This is a genomic window from uncultured Williamsia sp. (assembly GCF_947494875.1).
Lineage (GTDB): Bacteria > Actinomycetota > Actinomycetes > Mycobacteriales > Mycobacteriaceae > Williamsia_A.
Genome location: NZ_CANLWM010000003.1, coordinates 128,782 through 149,390, shown reverse-complemented (window position 1 = coordinate 149,390; position 20,609 = coordinate 128,782). Strand labels below are relative to the sequence as shown.

Annotated in this window: 22 protein-coding genes; 14 read left to right on the top strand and 8 right to left on the bottom strand. The window is 69.3% G+C overall.

Features of this window, described 5'->3' with window-relative positions; all coding sequences use genetic code 11:
* Positions 1-29: 29 nt before the first annotated feature.
* Together Q1A98_RS08870 and Q1A98_RS08865 are read left to right on the top strand one after the other, a co-directional pair.
* Positions 30-1,172, top strand: coding sequence for an epoxide hydrolase family protein (locus Q1A98_RS08870; protein WP_299572813.1), 1,143 nt, complete (start codon positions 30-32; stop codon positions 1,170-1,172).
* Between the two features lie 8 nt (positions 1,173-1,180).
* The gene (locus Q1A98_RS08865; protein ID WP_299572199.1) at positions 1,181-2,575 is read left to right on the top strand and encodes an NAD(P)/FAD-dependent oxidoreductase; all 1,395 of its coding nucleotides are present in this window, start codon (positions 1,181-1,183) and stop codon (positions 2,573-2,575) included.
* 36 nt (positions 2,576-2,611) lie between these two features.
* Here the strand turns inward: Q1A98_RS08865 and Q1A98_RS08860 are convergent, their stop codons facing one another.
* The gene (locus Q1A98_RS08860) at positions 2,612-3,376 is read right to left on the bottom strand and encodes an SDR family oxidoreductase (RefSeq protein ID WP_299572196.1); all 765 of its coding nucleotides are present in this window, start codon (positions 3,374-3,376) and stop codon (positions 2,612-2,614) included.
* A gap of 102 nt (positions 3,377-3,478) precedes the next feature.
* Here Q1A98_RS08860 and Q1A98_RS08855 point away from each other — a divergent pair, with 102 nt between their 5' ends.
* Both Q1A98_RS08855 and Q1A98_RS08850 read left to right on the top strand, forming a co-directional pair.
* On the top strand, positions 3,479-4,372 hold the full coding sequence (locus Q1A98_RS08855) for a helix-turn-helix transcriptional regulator (RefSeq protein WP_299572194.1): 894 nt from the start codon (positions 3,479-3,481) through the stop codon (positions 4,370-4,372).
* Between the two features lie 9 nt (positions 4,373-4,381).
* Entirely contained in the window at positions 4,382-4,936 is a 555-nt protein-coding gene (locus Q1A98_RS08850) for a YceI family protein (RefSeq protein WP_299572191.1), read from the top strand.
* A gap of 18 nt (positions 4,937-4,954) precedes the next feature.
* Here the strand turns inward: Q1A98_RS08850 and Q1A98_RS08845 are convergent, their stop codons facing one another.
* Positions 4,955-5,941 (bottom strand): phytanoyl-CoA dioxygenase family protein, encoded by a 987-nt coding sequence (locus tag Q1A98_RS08845; protein WP_299572189.1) that lies wholly within the window; start codon positions 5,939-5,941, stop codon positions 4,955-4,957.
* Complete coding sequence (locus Q1A98_RS08840) at positions 5,932-6,744, bottom strand: class I SAM-dependent methyltransferase (protein ID WP_299572187.1); 813 nt, start codon at positions 6,742-6,744, stop codon at positions 5,932-5,934. Before Q1A98_RS08840 ends, Q1A98_RS08845 begins: the two co-directional genes overlap by 10 nt.
* 74 nt (positions 6,745-6,818) lie before the next feature.
* Here Q1A98_RS08840 and Q1A98_RS08835 point away from each other — a divergent pair, with 74 nt between their 5' ends.
* Complete coding sequence (locus Q1A98_RS08835) at positions 6,819-7,679, top strand: methyltransferase domain-containing protein (RefSeq protein WP_299572186.1); 861 nt, start codon at positions 6,819-6,821, stop codon at positions 7,677-7,679.
* Between the two features lie 73 nt (positions 7,680-7,752).
* Here the strand turns inward: Q1A98_RS08835 and Q1A98_RS08830 are convergent, their stop codons facing one another.
* Together Q1A98_RS08830 and Q1A98_RS08825 are read right to left on the bottom strand one after the other, a co-directional pair.
* Positions 7,753-8,166, bottom strand: coding sequence for a hypothetical protein (locus tag Q1A98_RS08830; RefSeq protein WP_299572183.1), 414 nt, complete (start codon positions 8,164-8,166; stop codon positions 7,753-7,755).
* A 109-nt stretch (positions 8,167-8,275) separates the two neighbouring features.
* The gene (locus Q1A98_RS08825; protein WP_299572180.1) at positions 8,276-9,226 is read right to left on the bottom strand and encodes an SDR family oxidoreductase; all 951 of its coding nucleotides are present in this window, start codon (positions 9,224-9,226) and stop codon (positions 8,276-8,278) included.
* A 167-nt stretch (positions 9,227-9,393) separates the two neighbouring features.
* On the opposite strand from Q1A98_RS08825, the gene Q1A98_RS08820 reads away from it, so the two are divergent.
* Both Q1A98_RS08820 and Q1A98_RS08815 read left to right on the top strand, forming a co-directional pair.
* Positions 9,394-10,227: a helix-turn-helix transcriptional regulator gene (locus Q1A98_RS08820; protein WP_299572178.1), complete on the top strand. Its 834-nt coding sequence runs from the start codon at positions 9,394-9,396 to the stop codon at positions 10,225-10,227.
* On the top strand, positions 10,224-10,373 hold the full coding sequence (locus tag Q1A98_RS08815; RefSeq protein ID WP_299572176.1) for a hypothetical protein: 150 nt from the start codon (positions 10,224-10,226) through the stop codon (positions 10,371-10,373). The genes Q1A98_RS08820 and Q1A98_RS08815 overlap by 4 nt, the downstream gene beginning before the upstream one ends.
* A 240-nt stretch (positions 10,374-10,613) precedes the next feature.
* Here the strand turns inward: Q1A98_RS08815 and Q1A98_RS08810 are convergent, their stop codons facing one another.
* A complete protein-coding gene (locus Q1A98_RS08810; protein ID WP_299572173.1) occupies positions 10,614-12,539 on the bottom strand; it encodes a primary-amine oxidase in 1,926 nt (641 codons plus the stop codon).
* 27 nt (positions 12,540-12,566) lie between these two features.
* On the bottom strand, positions 12,567-14,048 hold the full coding sequence (locus Q1A98_RS08805; RefSeq protein WP_299572170.1) for an APC family permease: 1,482 nt from the start codon (positions 14,046-14,048) through the stop codon (positions 12,567-12,569).
* A 208-nt stretch (positions 14,049-14,256) separates the two neighbouring features.
* On the opposite strand from Q1A98_RS08805, the gene Q1A98_RS08800 reads away from it, so the two are divergent.
* The 3 genes from Q1A98_RS08800 (at position 14,257) to Q1A98_RS08790 (ending at position 17,835) form a co-directional block, all read left to right on the top strand.
* The gene (locus Q1A98_RS08800) at positions 14,257-15,726 is read left to right on the top strand and encodes an APC family permease (protein WP_299572167.1); all 1,470 of its coding nucleotides are present in this window, start codon (positions 14,257-14,259) and stop codon (positions 15,724-15,726) included.
* Positions 15,723-16,406 carry a helix-turn-helix domain-containing protein gene (locus tag Q1A98_RS08795; protein ID WP_299572164.1) on the top strand — a complete coding sequence of 228 codons (684 nt, stop codon included), beginning with the start codon at positions 15,723-15,725 and terminating at the stop codon, positions 16,404-16,406. The genes Q1A98_RS08800 and Q1A98_RS08795 overlap by 4 nt, the downstream gene beginning before the upstream one ends.
* A 67-nt stretch (positions 16,407-16,473) precedes the next feature.
* Positions 16,474-17,835, top strand: a complete 1,362-nt coding sequence (locus Q1A98_RS08790) for an APC family permease (RefSeq protein WP_299572161.1) — start codon at positions 16,474-16,476, stop codon at positions 17,833-17,835.
* On the opposite strand, the gene Q1A98_RS08785 is transcribed toward Q1A98_RS08790, so the two are convergent.
* Positions 17,817-18,593 carry an SGNH/GDSL hydrolase family protein gene (locus tag Q1A98_RS08785; protein ID WP_299572158.1) on the bottom strand — a complete coding sequence of 259 codons (777 nt, stop codon included), beginning with the start codon at positions 18,591-18,593 and terminating at the stop codon, positions 17,817-17,819. The two genes, Q1A98_RS08790 and Q1A98_RS08785, sit on opposite strands and share 19 nt — an antisense overlap.
* 78 nt (positions 18,594-18,671) lie before the next feature.
* Here Q1A98_RS08785 and Q1A98_RS08780 point away from each other — a divergent pair, with 78 nt between their 5' ends.
* The 4 genes from Q1A98_RS08780 (at position 18,672) to Q1A98_RS08765 (ending at position 20,602) form a co-directional block, all read left to right on the top strand.
* Positions 18,672-19,259 (top strand): PadR family transcriptional regulator, encoded by a 588-nt coding sequence (locus Q1A98_RS08780; RefSeq protein WP_299572155.1) that lies wholly within the window; start codon positions 18,672-18,674, stop codon positions 19,257-19,259.
* 43 nt (positions 19,260-19,302) lie between these two features.
* Positions 19,303-19,698, top strand: a complete 396-nt coding sequence (locus tag Q1A98_RS08775; protein WP_299572153.1) for a nuclear transport factor 2 family protein — start codon at positions 19,303-19,305, stop codon at positions 19,696-19,698.
* 14 nt (positions 19,699-19,712) lie between these two features.
* Entirely contained in the window at positions 19,713-20,189 is a 477-nt protein-coding gene (locus Q1A98_RS08770) for a nucleoside deaminase (RefSeq protein ID WP_299572151.1), read from the top strand.
* 137 nt (positions 20,190-20,326) lie between these two features.
* Entirely contained in the window at positions 20,327-20,602 is a 276-nt protein-coding gene (locus Q1A98_RS08765; RefSeq protein WP_299572811.1) for a UBP-type zinc finger domain-containing protein, read from the top strand.
* Positions 20,603-20,609 lie beyond the last annotated feature (7 nt).

Below are 20,609 nucleotides of genomic sequence, written 5' to 3'. Positions count from 1 at the left end.
CTGAGGTCGTGAGCTCCGACAGCAGCGCCGTGACACCGTTTCGCATCGACGTCCCCCAGGACGACCTCGACGACCTCGCCGATCGGTTGCGTCGTACCCGCTGGGCGGAGCCCGAGAACGTCGACGACACCAGCCAGGGCGTGCCCGAGGACTTCCTGCGCCGACTGGTCGATCACTGGATGCACACCTACGACTGGCGCCGCGTCGAGCAACGACTGAACGACCTGCCGCAGTGTCGCGTCGATGTCCGCGGGGGCGGCGACGACTCGCTCGCGATCCACGTCATCCACGTCCGATCGGAACGTCCCGACGCCACGCCCCTGCTCATGACGCATGGCTGGCCGGGATCGGTACTGGAGTTCCTCGACGTCATCGAGCCGCTCACGGCTCCTGCCGACGATCAGCCGGCCTTCCATCTCGTACTGCCGACGCTGCCGGGGTTCGGCTTCAGCGACAAGCCGACGTCGCCGGGGTGGGGTGTCAACCGGATCGCCACAGCCTGGGCCGAGCTCATGGCGACGCTCGGTTACGACCGGTACGCGGCACAGGGCGGTGACTGGGGATCGATCGTCACCAGTGCGCTCGGTGCCGTCGACGCCGAGCACCTGACGGGGATCCACCTGAACATGCCGCTGGCGCAACCGGATCCCGACGACGACCCGACCGAGGCCGAGCGTGCGATCATCGCCCACCTGAAACAGCACCGGCGGGACAAGACCGGCTACCTCAAGGAGCAGTCCACCCGCCCTCAGACGATCGGCTACTCACTCGTCGACTCCCCCGTCGGCCTGGCGGCGTGGATCGTCGAGAAGTTCTGGGACTGGACCGATCACGACGGCGATCCGACCAACATCCTGACGTTCGACCAGATGCTCGACGCCGTGATGATGTATTGGCTCCCCGCGACCGGAGCATCGTCGGCACGTTTGTACTGGGAGGCTCCCCGCTCGTCCTGGCAGTCCGACATCGGTGTTCCCGTGGGTGTCTCGATGTTCCCGAAGGAGATCAACCGGACGTCGGAGCGCTGGGCGCGCAAGCGGTATCCCACGTTGTCGTACTGCAACGAGGTGGACCGCGGCGGCCACTTCGCCGCTCTGGAGCAACCGGCCCTCTTCGTCGACGAACTCCGCTCCTGGCAACAGACGCTGCCACCCCTCACCCCGATGGCATAGTCGGTCACATGGACCCGAACAGCGCACCGATCGACGTCGACTACCTCGTCGTGGGTGCGGGGGCGGTCGGCATGGCGTTCACCGACGTCCTCCTGTCCGAGACGACGGCGACCGTGGCGCTCGTCGACAGGTACAGCCGCCCCGGCGGGCACTGGAATCGCGCCTATCCGTTCGTTCGGCTGCACCAGCCGTCGGCGTTCTACGGCGTCAACTCCGAGGCGCTCGGCATGGGTCGACTCGACACCGAGGGCGGGAACGCCGGACTCCAGGAACTCGCCTCCGGCGCGGAGGTGGTCGACTACTTCGATCGCGTGCTGCGAGAACGACTCCTCCCCACCGGGCGCCTGCAGTACCTGCCCGAGCACGACGTCGACGGGTCGGACGCGGTGTCGGTCACGACAGGTGCCCGACGACCCATCCGCGCGAGGAAGATCGTCGACGCCGCCCACAGCGAGGTCACCGTGCCCTCGATGCGCCCACCCACGTACGACGTCGCCGACGGGATCGTGTGCGTCGCGCCGAACGAGCTGCCGTCGGTGTTCGGTGATGCCTCGGGGTACGTGGTGATCGGTGCGGGCAAGACCGGCATCGATGCATGCTTGTGGCTGCTCGACGCGGGGGTGGACCCCGACGCCATCCGGTGGATCGTGCCGCGGGACTCCTGGTTCCTCGACCGGCGCAACATCCAGCCGGTCGAGGACAACTTCGAGAGCACGGTCGGCGGTTACGCGCTGCAGCTGGAGGCGTCCGCGCTGGCGACCTCGATACCCGACCTCTTCCGTCGCCTCGAGGAGACTGGCCAGCTGCTGCGACTCGACCCCGAGGTGACGCCGACGATGTACCGCTGCGCGACGGTGACGAGGACCGAACTCGACCAGTTGCGGAGCATCAGCGGCGTCGTGCGCATGGGACGGGTCCGGTCGATCGGTGCCGACGCGATCGGACTGGACGGCGGCACCGTCAAGACCTCCGCCGGGGTGATCCACGTCGACTGCACCGCAGACGGATTCAAGCGTCGCCCACCGGAACCGGTCTTCAGCGGAGATCGGATCGTCCTCCAGAGCGTCCGCACGTGTCAGCAGGTCTTCAGCGCCGCACTGATCGCACACGTGGAGGCCACGTTCACCGACGAGGCGGAGAAGAACGCGCTGTGTGCGGTGATCCCCTCGCCGGACGCCGACATCGACTGGCTGCGCACCACGCTCGTCAACACCGAGAGCACGATCCGGTGGGGGTCCGAGCCTCGGATCGCCTCGTGGTTGGAGGGGTCCCGGCTGAACAGCGTCAAGACCGGGCTCACCGGCGCACCCACCCCGGCGCAGATCGGGACACTGCGGACCATCGTGCGCCACATGAACGGTGCCGTGGACAACTTGCGCCGCCTCCTCGACGAGGCCGGCTGACCGACCGGCACGCACCGGTCCGATGGTCACGCGCGATCAGAGACGAACGCCTCCCGACGCCTCGATGCGCTGACCGGTGATCCACGACCCCGACGCGGTGACGAGTCCGGCGATGGCGGAACCGATGTCCTCGGGCGCGGCCAGTCGCCGCAGCGCCGCGGAGTCGATCATCGTCTGCTGCAGGTCGGGATCCGAACGCAGGTGGCCACCACCGAAATCGGTGGGCACGGCGCCGGCCGCGACCACGTTCGCGGTGATCCCTCGCCCGCCGTACTCGAGCGCCTGATAGCGCGTGAGGACCTCCAACGCGCCCTTCGCCGCGGCATAGGGACCCGACCGCGGAAAGGCCATCCGGGTCAGTGCCGTCGAGACGTTGACGATGCGACCACCGTCGCGCAGAAGCGGCTCCACCGCCTGCGTGAGGAACAGCGGCCCCTTGAGGTGGACCGCGAACACGGTGTCGACCTCGTCCTCGGTGGTGTCGGCCAGGGCGCTGTACAGAGCAGTGCCCGCGTTGTTCACCAGGATGTCCAGCTGCCCGTCGGGCAGGTGGTCTCGCAGGGTGTCCCGGAAGGTGGGGAACGACGCGATGTCGGTGGTGTCGAGACGCAGGGCGGTCGCCCGCCGACCGCGTGCCTCGATCTCGTCGACCACTACGAGAGCCTCGGGCTCACCGGTGCGGAAGGTGATGACGCTGTCGACACCCGCGTCCGCGAGGGCGAGGGCGGTGGCGCGGCCGAGGCCGCGGCTCCCGCCGGTGACGAGTGCTGTCTGGGGGTTCGTGGTGTTCGTCGTGGTCATGTCCCCACCGTGCTCGGGATCCCGAACGGTCACCAGAGACCCTGTTATCGGGGGACCACCGATCTCTGCCTACGGAGTCGACGATCGGTCATCCTGACATCCATGGACAAGGAATCCTTGGCCGACTTCCTGCGGCACCGTCGCGAGGCCCTGACGCCCGAGGACGTCGGACTCGAGCGGACCGCCCGCCGCCGCACACCCGGCCTGCGCCGCGAGGAGGTCGCCCGGCTCGCCGGGATGTCGACCGACTACTACACGCGTCTCGAGCAGGGCCGCGGACCGCAGCCGTCGGCGCAGATGCTCGCCGCCGTCACCCGCGCACTGCGCTTGAGTCGCCGAGAACGCGATCACCTCCATCGGCTGGCCGGTCATCCACCACCCGCCGACGACGGGTACGACCATCACCTCTCCCCTGCTCTGCAGCGAGTACTCGACCACCTCGACACCCCGGCGATGGTGACCGACGACCTCGGCCGTGTCCTGTCACAAAATCGTTCGGCGATGGCATTGTTCGGCGACGAGTCCCGGTTCGCACCCACCGACCTCCGTCGATCGCGCTTCTATCGGTGGTTCACCGAGCCGGTCGCACAGCAGATCCACCCTTCCGACGAGTGCGCCGAATACTCGCGCGCCTACGCCTCGATCCTGCGGTTGGCCAGTGCCCGACGCCCGAAGGACCCACAGGTGCGGGCACTCGTCGCGGCATTGCAGCGCAGCTCACCGGAGTTCGTCGAACTCTGGGAGCAGCATGACGTCTCCTGGCGGCCCCGACCGCAACGCAAGACGTTCCGACATCTCTCGGTCGGCGAACTGGTCCTGGACTGCGAGGAACTGGCCGCGGACGGCGGCGCCCAGATACTGCTCCTGTACACCGCCGAACCGGGCAGCACTTCGGCGGACAAGCTGCGCCTGCTCGAGCACGCCCCCCTCGACACATCCGAGCCCGCCGTCCACCCCGACGAGGATGCGACGAGACGACCTGGCCGACGCACGTAGCGTTGGGGCATGGCCGATCAGAGCTGGACTCTCACTCCCTCCGACGACGCGACTCTCGAGATCCGCACCGGTGTCACCGGCAAGGCCGCGACCATGGGCCACCGCCTGACGATCGAGGTGTCCCGGTGGCACGCGGTCGTCGAGTGGGATGGTGGGCAGCCGACGGCGGTCGAGCTCACCGCCGATCTCGACTCGATCGACGTGGTGCACGGCGAGGGCGGCATCACGCCCCTGCTCGCCCCCGAAAAGATGGTGGCACGGTCGAACGCGCTGAAGACACTCGACGCAAAGCGGTTCCCGACCGTCACCTTCCGCTCGGACACGATCGACGCCACCGACACGGGCCGGCGGTTGACCGGCACCCTCGAGATCCACGGCGTCACTCATGACCACGTCGTCGACCTGGCGGTGACGACCGAGGACGAGCGTCACCACCTGTCCATGGAATCCGTTGTGCGACAGTCCGATTTCGGCATCAAGCCGTACTCGCAGTTGCTCGGCGCGATGAAGGTGGTCGACGAGGTGACCGTCGCCTTCAGCGCCACCCTGTCCGATCCGGTGTGACCGTCCACCGACCGCCGATCAGCTGGAGCGGCCGACCACCGGGTTCAGGTCGGACACCGCAAGGCCGCCGGGCTCGACGCCAGGGAGGAACTCACGCCACGTGCCGCTGATCAACGTCGGTGAATCGACAACCCGAGCACCGTCGGCGAAATACGTTGTCGCCAGGGCCCGCCGGGGCTGCGTGGTGAGGTTCGGGCCCGCGGTGTGGAGACACAGCGCGGAGTGGAACGACACATCGCCCACCGCGAACGGTCCGGCCTCGACGGCGACGTCACGCTCGACGAAGCGGTGCGAGACGGCCTCGTCGTACGACGTCCCGACCTTGTCGAACTCGAGGTCGGACACCTCCGACAGCACGTCGCGGCCACGCGCGAACGACAGTGGACCCATGCGACCGGGGATCGCGGACATGGGGATCCACGCGGTCACCGCCTGCGTGGTCTGCAGTGGGAAGTGCTCGGCGTCGTGGTGCCAGGGCGTCCGGCCGCAGCCGGGCTCCTTCGACAGGGCGTTGTCGTGGTACAGCCGCACGCCCGGCTCGCCGAGGAGCGTCGCGGCCAGTCCCCCGATGCGTGGCGACAGCGCGACCGCGCGCATCAGATCGTCGTGCAGCCACATCTGCTCCAGCGCCGTGAACCGGCCTGCGACGTCGTCGCCGTGCTCCGCGCGCAACAACTCCTCGAGTCGCTCGGCGAGACGTCGAACCACGGCCGGCGAGAGGACACCGGGCAGCCGGACGAACGCATCACGGGCGAAGGCGTCCACCGCAGCGGAATCGAGGTCGTAGGGCTCGGCCAACTCACGCTCGACCTGCTCGTCGCTCGCCGGTGCGGCGTCGGGCAGTCCGGGCCCGTCGACCAACTCGGTGGGGACGGCATCGTTGGCGGCCAGGGTGACGTACCAGTCCCACCAGTCCTGATCGTCGCCGGCCCAGTCCTGTTCGATGCCGCCGTCGCGATTCTCCTCGGGCAGGCGGTCGTTGGTCGTCGGATTGCTCAGAGCCACAGCAGAGCCGCCTCGTGGGAGAAGGTGTAGGAACCGGACGCGTCGCGGCAGGAGGCGAGGTAGTCGCCCAGAACGGGCGCTGCCTCCATCTGCTCCAGCGACACGGTGTCGTCGAAGGCGCAGCGCTGGAGGAAGCCCTCGGCGACAACACGATCGGACGTCCCGGTGGTGTAGGTGATCCGCTGATCGCGGACGTCGGCACCGGCACGGGTCAGGGCGTCGCGCACCTGCTCGGCGGTCGTGTACGGCGTCGCCTCGTGGACGCCCGCGCGAAACGCGTCGTAGAAGGCGAGGTAGTGCGACGTCGCCGTCGCCTGTGCGACCAGTCCGAGACCGCCCGGGGCGAGCGCGGCCACGAAACGCTTTGCCGCGGCGTCCAATTCATCCGGGGGAAGTGCGTAGAGCGCGTGCGTGGCCCAGACGACGTCGTAGTCCGAGTGCTCGGCGGGCAGATCCTGCAGCGTCATGACCAGGTCGTGTCTGGCCGCGAACGGGGCGCCCAGAGCACTGCGCGCCTCGGCGACGGAGAACTCCGACGGGTCGAGCAGGTCGTAGGCCACCTCCGGCACCGTCGAGAGATCGGTGTGACGGCGCAGCGCCGTGGGGAACTTGCCGCTTCCACAGGCCACGTCCAGCAACGACCATCCGTCGTGTGCGCGGGATCCCAGGAGGGTCGGCCAGTCGGCGGCGAGCGCCAGTTGCCGGTAGTCCTCGGTGGCCAGGGCGTAAAAGGCCTCCATCTCGGCGCGACCCGCCTCACTCCAGTGCTCGAGACTTCGTTCGGCCGTGTCTTTGCTGCTCACAGGACTCCTTTGTCGTTGTCGCCAGCATACGTGCGCGTACATATGTACAGTCGTGACGTGGTTCACTCGGCAGTGTGTTCAGCTCTGTGCCGTCCCGATCGACCGACACCGCCGTCGCGATCCTCGACGAGTTGCGTGTCGCACGCCGCGACTCCCCCGCCCTGCCCTGTCTCGACCCCGAGTCCTACGCGCGCGACCACGCCGCGTTCGAGCGACTCTCCGACCAACGCGGCCTGATCGCGGATCACCTCGCCGGACACCTGGCGAGATTGGACGACGGACCGGTGTCGGTGCTCTCGGTCGGCTGCGGCGACGGCTCGCTGGACTCGCAGCTCGCTCAGGGTCTCCTGCGAGCGGTTCCCGGGCGACCGGTGCGCTACGTCGGCATCGAGCCCTGGTCGGGGAGCGCAGCCTTGTTCGCCGCGGAGATGTCCGCATTGGAGGCGCACGAACTCAGCATCGACGTGCACGTGACCTCGTTCGCCGAGGCTGCTCTCGACGAGACGTTCGACGTCGTCGTCTTCGTCCACTCGATGTACTACGTCGCCGACGTGGCCGCGACATTGCGTTCCGCCCTGCAGCTGGTGCGTCCCGGCGGGCAACTGTGGGTGCTCAACGCCCCCCGCGCCGCACTCAACGAGTTGGTCGACGTGCTGGCGCCACCACTGGAGGACCACCCGCAGTGGTTCAGCGCTGACGTCCGGAAGGCATTCGACGACGCCGGGATCATCCTCGAGGAGTCGGTGACGCTGGACGCGTTGGTGGCCCTGCTCGCGACGAGCGACGAGGTGCTGGACTTCGCCGTCCAAGCCCGACTGACCCCGGAACTGCGGGGTCCGGTGCGCGACTACCTCCGGGCGGTCGCGGTGTCCGATGCGGACGGCGAATCGCGGATCCCGCACCCGGTCGATGTTTTCCGCGCGGTACGCCACTGAATGACGAGAGCTTACCGCGAGACGTCGGCGGTCCTTCTCGGCACGGTCCGAGGGAACGGTCGAGACGGATTCCCTAGTCGGCGCCGGGAGTGAGCAGCGAGCACGGCTTGCGGTAGGGCTCGCGGGCGCTGGTCGCCGACGACGTCGCGGACGCGGGGTAGTACTGCCGGTAGTGCTGACGCTTGATGCGCGCGATGTGCTCCTGCAGCGTGCGGTCACCCTTGGCCATCGCGCGGGCACGGATCGCGTAGATCACCACTCCATAGGCCACGACCCACACCGCGAGGGCGACGATGCCGGCCACGGTGAGTCCGGTCGCGAGACCGGCCAGACCCAATGCCAACGCCGCAGAGCCCAGCATGAACGCGGCCCAACCGACCTGACCCCAGACCGCGGCACGCCGCAGCCGCGCCCGCCGCATCCGAGCGGCGCTCAACGGCTGCTTGTGATGCAGATGTGGGCTGTGAAAACTCATCGTGACCGCCATGACGCGAACCTCCTGCACGTGTGATCTGGACCACATGTCCAACAGTCGGCGTCACCAGGTATTTCCGCGAGGGATGTGCGGAACCTGAGAATTCGTCCCGGCGGTGGTCTCAGGCGTCGGCGGCGGTCGGGAACCGCACGTCGACGAGACGTTCCGACTCGGTCCAGACGCGCCGGGCGTCGTCGACAGACCGCAGACGTGAGAACAGCTTCTGGGTGCCCGGGCCACCCCCGAGATGTCCCGGGCCCCTCGGGGCGTACATCGTGCCGCTCGTCGCGTCCGGATCGGTTGCCGCGAGCAACGCCGGCAGCGCAGCCGTCTCGGCCGTGCCGACGATCAGTCCTCGAGCCGAGAGCCACCGGATCAGACGCACCGATCGCGTGTCGTCGTCACGTCCCACCTCGGGCCGCGCCGACAGCAGACTGGTCGGCGCCACCCCCGGATGCGACAGGACGCTCGTGATCCCCCACCCCTCCTCGTCGCTGCGTCGGCCGAGCTCGACGGCGAACAGGCCCATCGCGATCTTCGACTGGCTGTAGGCGGCCATGCCGTCGTAGGAGCGTTCCCAGTTCGGGTCGGACCAGCTGATCGCACCGCGGTTCGCCGCGACGCTGATCTGCGACACCACGCGTGCCCGCCCCGATCGCAGCAGCGGGAGCAGGCCCGCCACGAGCGCGACGTGACCGAGATGGTTGGTGCCGAACTGAACCTCGAACCCGTCGGCGGTCACCTGCCGAGCAGGCGGCGTCATCAACCCCGCGTTGTTCACCAGGATGTGGATCGGGTCGCCCGCCGACCGCAGCTCCGCCGACATCTCCTGCACTGATCGCAGCGACGACAGATCCAGCTTCTGCAACGACACCCGAGCACCCGGTACCCCAGCGCGGATGTGGTCGGCCGCGGCGGTTCCCTTCTCGGTGTTGCGGACGGGCAGCACCACCTCGGCACCCGCGGCGGCCAACCTCCGCGCGATGTGGAGGCCTATCCCGTCGCTCCCCCCGGTCACGACGGCCCTCCGCCCTTTGAGGTCGGGCAGGGTGGTGTCGACGTTGCGTGGCATGTCCACTCCTTCGCTGATGTGTCCCCCCACCGTGGCCCACCCGGTCATCGACGAACCAGGACCCGACGATCCACCCTTCGCGTCGCCGCCCAGGGGTGGATCGAGAAGGCGTGGCTCACACACCGCATCGGCACGAGAATCGACCGCATGACCGTCGAGGTGCCCCGGTGATCGACCGGGCGGGACTGGCCGAGTTCCTCCGACGCCGCCGCGTCGCGCTGCAGCCCGAGGACGTCGGCCTGCTACGTGGGCCACGGCGACGCACGGACGGACTGCGTCGCGAGGAGGTGGCGGCGTTGTCCCACATGTCGACCGACTACTACGCGCGGCTCGAGCGCGGGACGGGTCCGAACCCGTCGGAGCAGATGATGGCCTCCATCGCCCAGGGGCTGCATCTGTCGGTGGCCGAGCGCGACCACCTGTTCCGACTGGCCGGTCACCGACCGCCGTCGACGGGCGCATCCGGCGACCACATCGGACCCGGGTTACTACGGATCCTCGACCGGCTCGGCGACACCCCGGCCGAGATCGTCACCGAACTCGGCGAGACGTTGCGTCAGAGCCCGCTGGGGGTCGCGCTCACCGGCGATCTCACGCGCTTCACCGGGCCGTCCCGCAGCCTCGGCTACCGCTGGTTCACCGACCCCGCGACACGTGCGCTGTACGCCCCGGAGGACCACGACTTCCTCTCGCGCATGTTCGCCTCAGGGCTCCGCGAGAACATCACGCTGCGCGGCCGACCCTCGCGGGGCGCCGAACTCGCCGACCTGCTGATGGACCGGAGCGCGCAGTTCCGCGCCGTCTGGGAGCGCCACGAGGTCGGGATCCGACCGCAGGACGTCAAACACCTCGTCCATCCGCAGCTCGGACCACTCGAACTGTCTTGTCAGACCCTCGTCGACCCCGCCCAGTCCCACTATCTGCTGGTGTACACCGCGACACCGGGTTCACGCTCCCACGAGATGCTGCAACTGCTCTCGGCGCTCGCACCGTCGGGGTGAGCGCCCAGATCGCGGCCACCGCCAGCACGAGACCGGTGGACGCGATCGCCATCGACGCCGACATCAGCGCCGAACCCGACGACCCCGACGGCATCACCATCCCGTGTCCGGCGTGGCCTCCGGGCGAACCCGCCGTCGCGAGGTGAGCGCTCAGCATCACAGCCTCGGTCACCGCCGTCGTCACCCACCCGGCCAGGCCCGGGGACCTCAGCAGCCCTACCCCGCACCACACGCAGCCGACGGCGGGGACGAGCAGAGCGACGTGGACCGGATCGGGTGCGGTCGTCACCATGGCGACGTGGATCACCGCCGCGGCGACCGCCAGCACCGCTGCGACTCCCCCACCGATCCGGTGCAGACCGCGTACGGCCCGCACCGGGTCGGGGTCACGAGCAACCGTGGTCACAGTGCGCAGCGGTCGACGGCGGGACGTTCATCACAGGGTTGGCGTCGAAGAAGTTGTAGGGCCTCAAGGTGAACCCGGCGTAGTCGGTCGGCATCACCGGCCAGTCCTCGGCCCGCGGGAAGTGCGTGAGTCCGAAGGTGTGCCACACGACGAGGTCCTCTCCGTCGAGCGATCGGTCAGCGGCCTGGTAGCCCACCACCCCCTGAGATCCGTCGCTCTGGTTGACGAAATCGCCCGCGGCATAGCGTTGGTGGACGTCATACCGCGTCACCCACACCTGGTTCGTGGTGAACGGCGCCCTCTTGGCGATCGAGGACGACGGGTCGGCGAGCAGGGTGGGCGATTGCTGGGCGTGCAACGCGTAACTCGTCGGCGCACCCATCCGATTGGTCTTGTCGCTGCTCGCGATGTGCCAGGTGCGCCCGACCTCGGCGTTGGCGCGGCGTACCCCGTCACGTTCGGAACCGATCCTGGTGGCGCTCATGGTGAACGCATTGCCCCACGGGTTGCCGTCGCCGACCGGGACCGTCACCGCGTCGATCTCGTCCACGGCGTTGGCGACCCCGTCGACGGTCATGTCGAGGCGGGCGTTGAACAGATGCTGGTGGTAGGGCAGCCCCAGCCCGGGCGCGACGTGACTCTGGTAGTCCGACCCTTCGGGCGGGTACGCGGCCGTGAAGGCCACGCCGGTCAGCTTGGCCTCGAGTTCGATGGTGCCGTCGAGGTAGAGGTACCAGTAGAAGCCGTAGTCGTAGTTGCCGACGGTCGTGAAGAAGCTGATGACCAGGCGACGCTGGCGACGCACCTCACTCGATCCGGTGAAGATGTCCGTGTGCTTCCACAGCGTGCCGTAGTCCTCCTCGTGCATGCAGATCGCGTTCTCGATGACCCGCGGGCTGCCCTGCTCGTCGGCCAGCACCGCGTCGAAGTAGTGGATCTCGCCGAGACAGTCGCAGCCGAGCGTCAGGGAGTTCGTGTAGCGACCGTAGACGTACTCACCGGTGTCGAAATAGTTCTGCCAGAACCGGTTCGGTGACGGATCCCCGTAGGGCACCACCATCTCGTTGATCGACCCGCGGTACATCACCGGCCGGTCGAGATAACTCAGCTGCCGCAGGACGAGGCCTTCGCGGGCGTCGAAGGAGATGTCGAGCTTCCAGTTCGCCCATTCGATGTGCTCGCCGTCGACGGTGAAGCTGGGGCCCTCGGGTTGGGTGATCTCGATGGGCTTGAGCCCCTCCAGCGGCGGGCCGGCGACCGCGGGGTCGTCGAAGTTGCCGGACTCGCGTGGGACGTCGTAGACGCGGTAGTCGATGAGGTCGACCAACTCGCGTCCGATGATGTCGACGTAGGCGCACAGACCGTCCACAGGGTGCGCCCACGGATGGTCCTTCGGATGATCCATGACGAACGCGAACGAGCGGACCATCCGGCGGCCCTCCTCGCCGGGCAGATCGTAGGTGCCTGCGGACAGCGGGACGGCGACGGTCGTCGCCGGGTCGATGCCGCGGGACTCGAGAGCGGCGATCCACCGTGGCTCGGTGGACAGGAACTCCCCGACGATCTCGAACTCCTCGTCGAGGATCGGGACCTGTCCGACCGCGGCGTCGATCGTCCGCGAAGTGACGGTCCCGGCGTCGAGGTCGACGAGGGCGTCGCGGGTGTCGCCGCTGGTTGTGTCGAGCAGCAACGCCCGTGCGGTGCGGGCCGGGGCCGGTGCCTGTCCGGCCTGGAAGGCGAGCACATCGGTCTTGTCGGGCTCGTCGAGGCCGAGGTAGACGAACCTGGTCGTCGGTGTCAGTGCGCCCGCCTCACCGAGAAGCTCTCGGGTGCGGCTGATCTCGGGGGCGGTCAGACTGCCGAGCACACGGGTCGCGGTCGTGGGCGGGGTGTCGAATGTCGTCATGGGATGTCTTCCGTTCGGGCTCGGGGGTCAGAGCGAGATCGAGTCGGTGAGGGTGTCGTAGGCGGCGGGGTTGCGTCGGGCGATGATGCGGGCCTGGACGACGCCGATCACGACGGCGAGCACCACCAGGGCGATGAACATGTCGGCGAGAGTGGAGGATCCGCCGATGAGGGTCGCGAAGTTGGTCACCACGATCACGAGGATCGCGATCAGTCCGATCAGTCCGAGCACAGGGGAGATCAGCGACTGCCACGCGCCGACGGTGGACGGATTGCGTCGGAAGTAGACGATGACGGCGAGGCAGGTCAGGGCCATCAGGACGACGATGCCGAGCGTCGCGATCCCGGAGAACCAGGCGAACACCTGCAGTTCGGGGTCGAGTCGGCAGGCCGCGAACACGGCGACCAGCACGGCGGCGGTGACGGTCTGCACCATCGACGACACATGGGGCGAGCGGTGTCGCGCGTGGACCGCGGCGAAGCGCTTCGGCATCGCGGTCGCCGACGCCATCGAGTGCTGGTAGCGGGTGATCACGTTGTGGAAGCTCAGGATGCAGGCGAACAGGCTCGTCAGCAGCAGCACGTGGACCGTGACGTCGGCCCACTCGCCGAGGTAGTTCCGGGCGGTGGCCATGATCATCCCCGCGGGGTCGGCGGCGGCCGCGGGGACCACCTTGTCGACACCCCACGCCTCGACGAGCGACCACGACGACAGCGTGTAGAAGACGCCGATGATCGCGACCGCGGCGTAGGTGGCGCGCGGGATGGTGCGGTCGGGGTCGCGCGCCTCGTTACGGAAGATCGCGGTGGCCTCGAAGCCGATGAAGCCGGCGACCGCGAACATCAGCCCGATACCCGGTGAGCCGGACAGGAACTGGTTGGGCGTGAACGACTCCGCGCCCAGGCCCGAGTCACCGCCCTTGACGACCACCGCGATGTCGAGCATCAGGACGATCCCGACCTCCGCGGCGAGCAGGAACCCGAGCACCTTGCTGCTCAGCTCGATGTCCCGGTACCCCAGCCAGCCGGTGACCGCGACGACCGCAAGGCTCCACACCCACCACGGGATCGACGGCCCGCCGAGATCGATGATCGAACTCTGCAGTGCCCCGCCGAGGTAGCCGTAGACCGCGGCCTGGATCAGCGTGTAGGTGAGCAGCGCGAGGTGTGCGGTGCCCAGACCCATCGGACGGCCGAGGCCGTAGCCGACGTAGGTGAAGAAGGCGCCGGGCTTCGGGACGAAGCGCGACATGGTGCTCAGCCCGACCGAGAAGAGGAGCAGCACGATCGCCGACACCAGGAACATCATCGGGACGCCTGCGCCGTTCCCGAGCAGGATCGCGATCGGGACCGCCCCGCCGACCACCGTGAGCGGAGCGGCCGCGGCGACGACCATGAAGACGATGGAGCCCACGCCGAGCGAACCGTGCAGCCGGCCGGAATGCGAGGCCGCGGGCGTGGACGCCCCGGCGGGGACTGGAGCGCCGACGGGCGCGTACTCGGTGGCCATGGTTGGTGCTCCCGGATCTCGATGGTCGCGGCGGATGCGACCCGTGTGCCGACCACTGTGGGAGGGACAGGAGGCGGTGCAGTTGCCCCCGGGTAACACGTTCGCGCAGGGCGCGGGACACCGTCCGCCCGGTCGTCCCACCGCGCGACACGACGTCCACATGGGCGGGTAACACCGCCGAAACCGCGTGTCTCTAGCGTGCGGCGCCATGGCGATCGTCCCGTCCCCGCAGCAACCCGAGGTGATGCCGCGGGGTGCGCGGAGTCGACTCGCCGGTCTGGATCGACGATCTCTCGGGCGTGCCGACGTCGCGGCGCAGTCCGTGGCGGTGATGGCGCCCTGCGCCGCCGGGGCCACGGTGCCGCTTCTCATCGCGGAATCCGGTGCGGCCCTCGTCGGCAGCATCGTCGTGGCCGTCCTGCTCGCCGGGCTCGTCTCCCGCGTGCTGACAGAGTTCGCTTCCCGACTGACCGCGCCCGGCGCGCTCTACACCTACGCGGCCAAGGGCCTCGGTGCGACAGCGGGGTTCGCGACCGCGGCCGCGATGATCCTCGGCTACGGCGCTCTCGCCATGTTCACCCTCACCGAGTCGGCCGCATACCTGCTGAGGGTGGTCGGTGTCGACCGCCCGTCCGCCGCGATCGTCGTCACGACCATCGTCCTCGTCGGCGCGGGCAGCACCGTCGTCCTGCTCCGCGGCATACGCGCCTCGGCGCGGGTCGGTCTCGTGGTCGAACTCGCAGCGGTGGCGATCCTGCTGGTCGTGGCGATCGTCGTGATGGCGGCCGTGCCCGGCGGTGTCGACCTCACTCAACTCACCGCCACACCGACCGGCCTCGGCGACTTCGCCACCGGTGTGGCGCTGGCGACCTGCGCGCTGATCGGGTTCGAGAGTGCCGCATCGCTGTCGGTGGAGGCGCGCGCTCCGTTGCGGTCCGTTCCGTCGGCGATACGGGGGTCGTTGGTCTTCGGTGCCGTCGTGGTACTCGTCGTCGCGGTGGCCCAGGACGTGGGGCGGGCATCGGCATCCTCGTCCGTCGGTGACGGGAACATCGACGTACTGCTCGGACGGGTCGGCGGCGCGTGGTTCGCACCGGTGGTGGATGTCGGGATCGTGGCGTCGTTCCTGGCGTGCACTCTGGCAAGCGTGACCGCGCTCGCCCGGCTGTTGCTGTCACTCTCGCGCGAGGGACTGCTCCCACCAGGGATCGGCAGCACCCACGTGCGGTTCAAGACCCCGGTCGTGGCGATCGCCTCCGCGATGGCCGTCATCGTCGCGGTACCGGCGATCGCCACCGTCTGCGGCGCCGGGCTGCGGTCGATGACCGGATCACTCGCTGCCGCCCCCGTCATCGGTTTCATCGCGTCCTACGTGATCGTCAGCGTGGCTGCACCGGTCTTCCTGTACCGGCTGGGCGAACTGCGCGTCCGGACTGTCACGGTGGCGGCGGCCGCCGCTGTCTCGTTCGGCGTCGTGGGGATCGTGTTCGTCGCGGCCATCATGGGCACCGACTGGGGGCTGGGAGCGATCGGCGCTCTCCTCTGGTTCCTCGCGGCGGCGGTGACATATGTCGTCGTGCGCACGCGACATCCGGACCGCCTGAGGGGGATCGGGTTGCACGACACACCGACCCGCGCCGATCTGTGGAGCGGTCACGCCGACCGCACAATGCGTTGAGCGGGCTGGGCGGCGACGGGGCATCACGGTCGGTCATTTCTGCACTCGAGCTGATCGAGGAGGTCGCGGCGAGCGGTCCGGGGATCACTGCGAACGAGCTCGCGCGCACCCTCGGACTCCCCCGCTCCACCACCTACCGCCTCGTCAACCTGTTGGCGCAGGAGGAGTACCTGGTGCGCACACCGGATCTCGGCGGGTTCGCCCTGGGCAGGAAAGTGGATCGGTTGATCGGGACCGCCGCGGCGGCGACGGTGCCGGACCGCGTGCGAGCGGTACTCGACGAGGCCAGGTCGAGTATGCGCTTCGGGCTGCACCTGTTCGGCTTCGTCCGCGTCGGCACCGCCCGCGCCCGCATCACACCTCTCGACATCGATCCCGACTACCCCCTGTCCGACGCCTCGCGGATCCTGCGCGACCACCGCGTCTCCGCCGTCGGACGACTGCTCCTCGCCCACGACTCGACCCACCGGTCGCAGCCCATCGATTCGACGACACAGGTCGGTTCGCTGGTGCCGGGGTTCGGGTGCATCGCGGTCCCGGTCGTCTCCGCCGACGGCACCCTCCGCGGGGCACTCGCCGCCGCAGCACCCGAACACCGCGTGCGGTCGCCCGGCGCGATCCTCGCCGCCCTGGAACCCACCCGCGCAGCGCTCGGCGGCCTCGTCGAGTCACTCGCCTGAGCACCGACGACCACGCCGCCGACACACCACACGGTTGAACATTCACGGGTGGGGTATCCCCCACCTGATGACCGTGGAGAGAGCCCGCGACGAGGGCACGACCGACCCCGACGACGAGCACACCCCTCTCCGGCGGGCGATCACCGGGAAGCTGCTCTTCGTCTTCATCCTCGGCGACGTCCTCGGCGCGGGGATCTACGCGCTTGTCGGCCAGATCGCCGGCAAGGTCGGTGGCGCCGTGTGGGTGCCGTTGCTCCTCGCCCTGGTGATGGCGCTGCTGACGGCGACGTCGGACGCCGAGCTGGTCACCAAGTATCCGCGGGCGGGCGGCGCGGCGGTGTTCGCGCGGCGGGCCTACCGGTCACCGCTCGTTTCCTTCCTCGTCGGCTTCTGCATGCTCGCCGCCGGGGTCACCAGCGCCGCCGGCCTCGCCGTGGCCTTCGCCGGGGACTACCTGACCGCGCTCGTCGACGTCCCCGCGCCGGCTGCGACCCTCGTGTTCCTCGCCGTCGTGGCAGCGCTCAACGCTCGGGGCATCCAGGAATCGTTGCGCGCCAACGTCGTGATGACCGTGATCGAGGTGTCCGGGCTCATCCTCGTCGTTGTCCTCGCAGGTGTCGTGCTCGGGCGCGGTGACGGCGACCCCGGCCGGGTGCTCGAGTTCGACTCCGCGTCCACACCTGCGGTGGCGGTCCTCGGTGCGGCCCTGCTGGCGTACTACTCCTTCGTCGGTTTCGAGACGTCGGCGAACGTCGCCGAGGAGCTGCGCGACGTGCGTCGCGTGTACCCCCGCGCGCTGTTCGGTGCGCTCATGGCCGCAGGTGTGATCTATGTGCTGGTCGGTGTCGCGATCTCCGTCGTCGCCCCGGCAGATCGTCTCGCGGCGTCGACGGGGCCGCTGCTGGACGTGGTGGCGATCGCGGACGTCGGGGTGCCGGCACGCCTGTTCTCGGTGATCGCTCTGGTGGCTGTGGCCAACGGCGCCCTGCTCACCATGATCATGGCGTCGCGACTGACCTTCGGGATGGCCCGCGAGGGACTGCTCCCCGGGGCGCTGACCCGCGTTCTCCCACAGCGGAAGACACCGTGGACCGCCATCCTGGCGACCACAGCCGTCGCGATGGTCCTCTCGGCCACAGGATCGGTCGCCGCACTCGCCGAGACGGTCGTATTGCTGCTGTTGGTCGGGTTCGTGAGCACCAACCTCGCGGTGTTGGTGCTGCGGCGCGACCGGGAGCACCAGGGCGATCACTTCCGTGCCCCGACTGTCGTGCCTGTCCTCGCTCTCGGGACCTGCGTGGCACTGATGACCCAGCAGAGCGCATCGACCTGGGCGCGCGCCGGAGTCCTGGTGCTGGTCGGAGTGGGTCTGTACGTCGCGACACGGATCGGCGGCCGCACGAGAAGCGGTCAGACGGAGGCGAGCTGAGGCCGTTTCGCTGTCCTGCGGTCGCCCGACGAGCGCCCTCGAACCCGCCGGAGCAGCCACGGCAGCAGGAACGTGACCGTCCACCGCGTGTCGGCGGCGACGCGTTCGCGCAGCGACGACCGCGGCATCGGAGGCAACGGGACGACCCAGGCGTCGTCGCTGTCCGGGACGCCGAGCACGTCGGCCGCCGCGTCGGCGAGGCGCCGGTGCCCTGTGCTGTTCAGGTGCAACCGATCCCGGCTCCACAGCCGTGGGTCCGAGGCCACGTCGTGCAGCGCGAGATCGATGACGGCGACGTCGGATCGTGCCGCGACGCGCCGGATCTCGTGGTTCAGGGCGGTGATCCGCCGGCCGATGGCCGCGCCCCCGGGGACGGGGTGCGCGAGGCGGGGAAAGGTCATGGTCACGACGACGCAGTCGATCGCCCGCAGCGCCACGAACATCGCGTCGAGCTCGTCGGCGACGGCGCGTGCGTCGAACCCGGTCCGAAGGACGTCGTTCACACCCGCCGACACGGCGGCGACCGTCGGTCGCAGTGCCAGTGCCGCAGGCAGCTGCTCGGACCGGACCTCCGCGGCTCGTCGCCCCCGCACGGCGAGGTTCGCGTACACGGCGCCCGGCTGCGATCGGGCCATCTGTTCGGCCAGTCGATCTGCCCACCCGCGGTAGCCGGTCCGCTCGTCACCGTCGGCCAGGCCCTCGGTCTGACTGTCGCCGAGGGCGACGAAGCGCGACCACCGACCGCCGTCGTACGTCATGCTCGACCACTCTGCTGGACCGGCTTGTCATATTCAACTTGTTGACCATTGGCTCGTCGGACCGTAGCGTCGGCAAGCATGTCGCTCCGCAGCGCCATCCTGGCGTCACTCGTCGACGGCGAGATGTCCGGATACGAGCTGTCCAAGGCCTTCGACGCCACGGTGGCGAACTTCTGGACCGCCACGTCGCAGCAGGTCTACCGGGAGCTCGACCGTATGGCCGACGACGGCGTCGTCGTCGCGAGGCTCGTCCCGCAGGAGGGACGACCCGACAAGCGACTGTTCCGCCTCACCGACACCGGCCGGGACGCCCTGCGCGCGGTGTCCGCCCACACCCCCAGGCTCCCGGCCATCCGTGACGAACACCTGGTTGCCGTCCACGCCCTGGAGGCCGGGGACACCGGCGCGGTGGCCGACGCCGTGCGCACGCGGATGCAACTGGCCCGCGACAAGCTCGCACGCTACGACCGCATGGCGCATCGCCTGCTCGACGGACGCACGGAGACCGACTTCCTCGCCACCGCCGAGCGCGTCGGCCCGTACCTGACCCTGATGCGAGGGCGCATGTTCGAGGAGGAGTCGCTGCGATGGGGGGCACGCGTCCTCGAGGTGCTCGACGCGCGTGGTCTCGCCGGCCGCACGTCACAGAACGACGCGTACCGATAGGTGCGGAGTTGACCACATCCGATCCCGACCCGAAGGACCAGACATGCAGCAGTTCCGTAAGGCAGTGGAGGCCGATGACCACGACGCGATCGCCGCGCTCCTCGCAGAGGACGTGGTGTTCACCTCACCGGTGGCCTTCGCGCCCTACCGTGGCAAGCCCGTCACCGCCGCGATCCTGCGTGCGGTGACACGGGTGTTCCAGGACTTCCGGTACGTCAGGACCGTCGACGACGTCGGTGGGCGCGACCACGTCCTGTTCTTCACCGCCACGATCGACGACCTCACGGTGCACGGGTGCGACGTCCTCCACCTCGACGACGACGGACTCATCGACGACTTCACCGTGATGGTGCGGCCGCTGCGAGCCGCGCAGGCGCTATCGGCGAGGATGGCCGTCGAGTTCGCGGCGGAGATGGGCACGTCCGCACCCGACGCGTGACCTACGCTGCGGTGATGGCCATCTCCGCGGACGACGTCGACCACGTGCGTCGCTGCGTCGAGCTGGCCCGCGAGGCCGCCGACGCCGGGGACGAGCCGTTCGGGTCGGTCCTCGTCGACGCCTCCGGCACCCGTCTGTTCGAGGACCGCAACCGCGTGGGCGGCGGCGACGCCACTCGGCACCCCGAACTCGCGATCGCCCTGTGGGCCGTGGAGAACCTCGCCGCCGAGGATCGGGCCGAGACGACGACCTACACCTCCGGGGAGCACTGCCCCATGTGCGCGGCCGCGCACGCGTGGGTGGGGCTGGGCCGGATCGTGTACGCGGTGTCGGCGACGCAGCTCACCACATGGATGCACGAGTGGGGCGCTCCGGTGTCGCCGGTCGCCCCGCTGCCGATCACGACGGTCGCGCCCGGCGTCGTGGTCGACGGCCCCGTCGACGAGGTCGTCGAGACGATGAAGGCACTGCACCGCGTAGGGCTGAGATGAGCGTGGCGCGGTGAGAACCGTTCCCGTCGAGAGTGTTCGGAGATCCGATGGATGACATGACCGGTATCGACCCGTCCCGGCCGCCCAGCGGTGACGGCTGCCTGGACTGCGAGGCGGCGCAGGGCTGATGGTTCCATCTGCGGCGCTGCGCACAGTGTGGACACATCGGGTGCTGCGACGACTCACTCGGTGGACACGCCACCGCCCACGCGCGCCAGTCGGGACATCCGGTGGTGCAGAGCTTCGAACCCGGCGAGGACTGGTTCTACGACTACGGGTCCGGCGGGATGGTCACCGGGCCCGAACTGGCCCCGCCGCACTCGCATCCGGCCGATCAGACCGCACCCGGGCCCCGCGACCGTGTCCCGCACGACTGGCAGGAGATTCTGATCCGACACCGCGGAAACGGTTGACGCCACC

Coding starts and splice junctions, on each gene's coding strand:
- Q1A98_RS08785 (WP_299572158.1), bottom strand. CDS start 18,593: ATGACGTACGACGGCGGTCGGTGGTCGCGCTTCGTCGCCCTCGGCGAC.
- Q1A98_RS08770 (WP_299572151.1), top strand. CDS start 19,713: ATGGCCATCTCCGCGGACGACGTCGACCACGTGCGTCGCTGCGTCGAG.
- Q1A98_RS08790 (WP_299572161.1), top strand. CDS start 16,474: ATGACCGTGGAGAGAGCCCGCGACGAGGGCACGACCGACCCCGACGAC.
- Q1A98_RS08850 (WP_299572191.1), top strand. CDS start 4,382: ATGGCCGATCAGAGCTGGACTCTCACTCCCTCCGACGACGCGACTCTC.
- Q1A98_RS08800 (WP_299572167.1), top strand. CDS start 14,257: ATGGCGATCGTCCCGTCCCCGCAGCAACCCGAGGTGATGCCGCGGGGT.
- Q1A98_RS08810 (WP_299572173.1), bottom strand. CDS start 12,539: ATGACGACATTCGACACCCCGCCCACGACCGCGACCCGTGTGCTCGGC.
- Q1A98_RS08775 (WP_299572153.1), top strand. CDS start 19,303: ATGCAGCAGTTCCGTAAGGCAGTGGAGGCCGATGACCACGACGCGATC.
- Q1A98_RS08865 (WP_299572199.1), top strand. CDS start 1,181: ATGGACCCGAACAGCGCACCGATCGACGTCGACTACCTCGTCGTGGGT.
- Q1A98_RS08830 (WP_299572183.1), bottom strand. CDS start 8,166: ATGGCGGTCACGATGAGTTTTCACAGCCCACATCTGCATCACAAGCAG.
- Q1A98_RS08860 (WP_299572196.1), bottom strand. CDS start 3,376: ATGACCACGACGAACACCACGAACCCCCAGACAGCACTCGTCACCGGC.
- Q1A98_RS08780 (WP_299572155.1), top strand. CDS start 18,672: ATGTCGCTCCGCAGCGCCATCCTGGCGTCACTCGTCGACGGCGAGATG.
- Q1A98_RS08825 (WP_299572180.1), bottom strand. CDS start 9,226: ATGCCACGCAACGTCGACACCACCCTGCCCGACCTCAAAGGGCGGAGG.
- Q1A98_RS08855 (WP_299572194.1), top strand. CDS start 3,479: ATGGACAAGGAATCCTTGGCCGACTTCCTGCGGCACCGTCGCGAGGCC.
- Q1A98_RS08805 (WP_299572170.1), bottom strand. CDS start 14,048: ATGGCCACCGAGTACGCGCCCGTCGGCGCTCCAGTCCCCGCCGGGGCG.